The following is a 4,758-nucleotide window of genomic DNA, read 5'->3' as shown; positions in this document are numbered from 1 at the left end:
CCGGGAGGTGGAGCCCGGCGGTGTGTTCGTCGCCCGCGTGGGCGAACAGCGCGACGGGCACGAGTTCGTCGGTGCCGCCGGACAAGCGGGCGCGGTCGCGGCGATCGTCGAACGAGTGGTCGATGACGTGCCGCTGGCCCAGATCGTCGTCGATGACTCGGAACGGGCGCTGGGACTGCTCGCCAGGGGCGTGCTGGACCGGCTTCCGTCGCTGACGGTCGTCGGTGTGACCGGGTCATCGGGCAAGACCACGACCAAAGACATGCTCTCCCAGGTACTGGCGCCGCTCGGCCCCGTGGTGGCGCCGCCCGGCTCGTACAACGCCGAGGTCGGCGTGCCGCTGACGGCGTTGCGGGTGGACTCCTCGACGCGCACGCTCGTCGTCGAGATGGGCGCCCGCGGCATCGGGCACATCGAGTATCTCTGCGGCATCACACCGCCGCGGATCGGGGTCGTGCTCAACGTCGGCACCGCCCACATCGGCGAGTTCGGCGGCCGGGACGCGATCGCCCGCGCCAAGGGCGAGCTCGCGCAGGCGCTCCCGCCTGATGGCACCGCAGTTCTGAACGGCGACGACCCGGTGGTGCGCCGGATGGCGGAGCAGACCGAGGCCACGGTGCTGAAGGTGGGCGAGTCCGTCCACGCCGACCTGCGGGCTGAGGATGTCCGCCTGGACAGGGGCGGCCGGGCGTCGTTCACTCTGGTCACGCCGGCCGGATCGGCGCCGGTCAACCTCTCCTTCGTCGGCGAGCATCAGGTGGCGAACGCGCTCTCCGTCGCCGGTGTCGCGCACGCGCTGGGGATGTCGGCCGGCGACATCGCCGCCGAGCTGACCGCGGCGCGGCCGTTGTCCCGGTGGCGGATGGAGGTCACCGAACGCGGCGACGGTGTCACCGTCGTCAACGACGCGTACAACGCCAACCCGGAGTCTGTCCGGGCGGCGCTGAAGTCGCTGGTCACCATGGCGGGCGGCCGGCGTACGTGGGCCGTGCTCGGCGAGATGCTGGAGCTGGGCGAGGCGTCCGCGACCGAGCACGACGCGATCGGGCGGCTCGCCGTCCGCCTGAACATCAACCGGCTCGTCGTCGTCGGCGACGGCGCGCGCTCGATGCATCAAGGAGCCAGCCTCGAGGGTTCCTGGGCGGGGGAGACGACGTGGGTGCCAGACCGGGCCGCGGCGGAGGAGCTGCTGTCCAAAGAGCTGGGTGGGGACGACATCGTTCTGGTGAAATCGTCCAGGGATGCCGGGCTGCGGCACCTGGGTGACCGGCTCGTCGCCGGGGAAGTCAGGGAGGACACCGAGTGATCTCGATCCTCACGGCGGGTTTCGTCGCCGTGATCGTCTCGATCCTGGGCACACCGGCCGCGATCAGGATCCTCGCCAAGCGTGGCTACGGCCAGCTCATCCGCGACGACGGTCCCACCACACACCACACGAAGCGTGGCACCCCCACGATGGGCGGCGCGGTGATCATCATCGCCGTCGTCCTGGGCTATGCGGTCGCGCACGTGGTGCGGCCGACAGTACCGAGCGCGTCCGGTCTGCTCGTGCTCTTCCTGCTGGTCGGGCTGGGGCTGGTCGGCTTCCTCGACGACTACATCAAGATCGCCAAGCAGCGCAGCCTGGGTCTGCGCAGCGGTGCGAAGATGACCGGCCAGATCACTGTGGCGGTCGCGTTCGGCATCATGGCGATCAACTTCGCCAACGACGAGGGCTACACGCCCGGGTCGGAGGCGATCTCGTTTCTGCGGGACAGCTCCTTCGAGCTTCCCGCGGCGGCTTTCGTCATCTGGGCACTGTTGATGGTGTCCGGCTCGTCGAACGCGGTGAACCTCACCGACGGTCTGGACGGCCTGGCCACCGGCGCGTCGGTGATGGTGTTCGGCGCGTACACGCTGATCAGCGTCTGGCAGTTCAACCAGAGCTGCACGGTCTCACCCGGCCCGGGCTGTTACGAGATCCGAGACCCGCATGACCTGGCCGTGGTGTCGGCGGCACTGATGGGAGCCTGCTTCGGGTTCCTGTGGTGGAACGCGTCACCGGCCAAGATCTTCATGGGCGACACCGGATCGCTGGCACTGGGCGGCGCACTGGCCGGACTGGCCATCACCAGCCGGACGGAGCTGCTGCTGGTGGTGCTCGGCGGGCTGTTCGCCGTCATCACGCTGTCCGTGATCCTCCAGGTCGGCTGGTTCAAGCTCTCCGGCGGTAAACGGCTGTTCCGGATGGCGCCGCTGCAACATCATTTCGAGCTCAAAGGCTGGGCCGAGGTGACGATCGTGATCCGGTTCTGGATCATCGCCGGGATCTTCGTCATGGCGGGTGTGGGGCTGTTCTACGCGGAATGGGTCGCGACGATATGACACGCGTCAACCCCATGATCATCAACGCCTGGACCGGGCATGGTGCGGCCAACGGTTGATGATCATGGGAATGGGGTGAGGGTGTTGGAGTGGTTGGAGCAGGCGGACCGGGGGAGTCCGTGGGGCGAGTTGTCGGTCGTCGTCGCTGGGATCGGGGTGTCCGGGTTCGCGGCAGCGGACGCGCTGGTGCAGCTGGGTGCCACGGTGACGGTCGTCGACGAGTCGGATGGGGACGCCCAGCGGGAGCGGGCAACCATCCTGGAGATCCTGGGGGCGACCGTCCGGCTGGGCCCTGGGGCGTCGGCGGAGCTGCCCGGCGGTGCGCAGCTGGTGGTGGTCTCACCCGGGTGGCGCCCGACGGCGCCGTTGCTGGTGGCGGCCGAGAAAGCCGGCGTGCCGATCTGGGGCGAAGTGGAGCTGGCGTGGAGGCTGCGTGACCCGTCGACGCCGTGGCTGGCGCTGACCGGGACCAACGGGAAGACGACGACGGTGCGCATGCTGTCGCAGATGCTGCAGGCGTCGGGACTGCGTGTGGGCGCGGCCGGAAACGTCGGCGACCCGATCGTGTCGGCGGTGATGGACCCGGCCGGATACGACGTGTTCGCCGTGGAGCTGTCCAGCTTCCAGCTGCACTGGACGCACAGCCTGGCCGTGCGGTCCGCGGCGGTGCTGAACGTCGCACCGGACCACCTGGACTGGCACGGGTCGCTGGACGCCTACACGGCCGACAAGGGCCGGATCTATCAGGGCGTCGAGACCGCGTGCGTCTACAACGTCGCTGATCCGGAGACCGAGCGGTTGGTGCGGGACGCGGAGGTGACGGAGGGCGCCAGGGCGATCGGCTTCACCCTCGGGATCCCCAGCGTCGGCATGCTCGGCGTCGTCGACGACATCCTGGTGGACCGCGCGTTCGTCGCGGAGCGGCAGACGTCGGCGGCGGAGCTGGCGTCGGTGGACGATGTACGTCCGGCGGCGCCGCACAATGTGGCGAACGCGCTGGCCGCGGCGGCGCTGGCCCGGTCGATCGGGGTGCCCGCGGTGGCTGTACGCGACGGGCTGCGCGGATTCGAGCCGGAGGACCATCGGATCTCTACGGTGGCCACCGTCGGCGGCGTGGACTACGTCGACGACTCCAAGGCGACCAACGCGCACGCGGCGGCGGCGTCGCTGGCCGCATACGAGCCTGTGGTGTGGATAGCCGGCGGGCTGGCCAAGGGAGCGTCCTTCGATGAGCTGGTGTCCGGCGCCCGGGACCGGTTGCGCGGCGTCGTCCTGATCGGTGCGGACCGGAACCTGATCAGCGAAGCTCTCGCGCGACACGCGCCGAATGTCCCGGTCATCGAGGTGGCGGACACGGACAATATGGCCATGGACCGTGTAGTGCAGGAGGCAGCCCGGCTGGCTCAGCCGGGCGATACGGTGCTGCTGGCGCCGGCCTGTGCGTCCATGGACATGTTCGCCAACTACGTCCGCCGCGGAGAGGCGTTCGCGGCTGCGGTGCACCGCCATGACGGCCGTTGACGCGACGGCGGCAGGCAGGCGCGGCCAGGGAGGCGGCGCCCGGGAGGCGCTCTCCCGGTTTCTGCGCCGGCCACTAGCGTCGTACTACCTGGTGCTGGGGTCGGCTGGACTGCTCCTGCTGCTCGGGCTGGTCATGGTCTTCTCGTCCACGACGTACATGTCCACCCAGGAGTTCGGCCACCCGGCGCACTACTTCCTGCGGCAGCTCATGTGGGTGGGGGTGGCGCTGCCCGTCGCGTGGCTGATCTCTCGGATGCCGTTACGGGTGCTGCGCGCGCTGTCATTGCTGTTGGTGATCGGCGCGATCGGGTTGCTGGCGCTGACTTTCGTGCCCGGCTTCGGAGTGGTCCGCGGAGGTAGCCGGAACTGGATCGACTTCGGCGGCCCCTTCCTGCTGCAGCCGTCGGAGCCGGCGAAGCTGGCGCTGATCATCTGGGTGGCGCATGTCCTCGCCAACAAGGGCGCCCTGATCCGCCAGTGGAAACAGCTGTTGATCCCGGTGGCGCCGGTCGCGGCCTTCGTCGTCGCGCTGACGCTCGGCCAGGGCGACATGGGAACGTCGGCGATCATGATGCTGATCCTGCTCACCATGCTGTGGGTGATCGGGGTGCCGACCTGGCTGTTCAGCCTGGCGATCGGCGCGATCGGCGTGATGAGCGTCTACCTCATCTTCACCGCGCCACACCGCGTCGCGCGGATAGGGAACTTCCTGGACCCGTTCTCCGACTACACCAACACCGGGTATCAGGCGGCCAACTCGATCTTCGCGTTCGCCAACGGCGGTTGGTGGGGCACCGGGCTCGGTGCCAGCACACAGAAGTGGGGCACGCTCCCGGAACAGCACACTGACTTCATCTTCGCCATCCTGGGTGA

At 69.2% G+C, this 4,758-nt stretch carries 4 protein-coding genes; all 4 read left to right on the top strand.

Going from position 1 to position 4,758, the window contains the following annotated elements; all coding sequences use genetic code 11:
- Positions 1–1,306: UDP-N-acetylmuramoyl-tripeptide--D-alanyl-D-alanine ligase (locus tag ELR45_RS03050; protein WP_205855754.1), on the top strand; the 1,306-nt coding region annotated here is incomplete at its 5' end.
- The gene (gene mraY / locus ELR45_RS03045) at positions 1,303–2,364 is read left to right on the top strand and encodes a phospho-N-acetylmuramoyl-pentapeptide-transferase (RefSeq protein WP_129663274.1); all 1,062 of its coding nucleotides are present in this window, start codon (positions 1,303–1,305) and stop codon (positions 2,362–2,364) included. The genes ELR45_RS03050 and mraY, both read left to right, overlap by 4 nt.
- Positions 2,365–2,439: 75 nt before the next feature.
- Complete coding sequence (gene murD / locus ELR45_RS03040) at positions 2,440–3,885, top strand: UDP-N-acetylmuramoyl-L-alanine--D-glutamate ligase (RefSeq protein ID WP_240759109.1); 1,446 nt, start codon at positions 2,440–2,442, stop codon at positions 3,883–3,885.
- On the top strand, positions 3,872–4,758 hold an 887-nt coding region (locus ELR45_RS03035), incomplete at its 3' end, for an FtsW/RodA/SpoVE family cell cycle protein (protein ID WP_129663482.1). The genes murD and ELR45_RS03035, both read left to right, overlap by 14 nt.

The organism is Phytoactinopolyspora endophytica (assembly GCF_004138495.1).
Taxonomy (GTDB): Bacteria; Actinomycetota; Actinomycetes; order Jiangellales; family Jiangellaceae; genus Phytoactinopolyspora; species Phytoactinopolyspora endophytica.
Note: the sequence above shows the minus strand (reverse complement) of the source record. Positions and strands in the feature narration are given on the sequence as shown.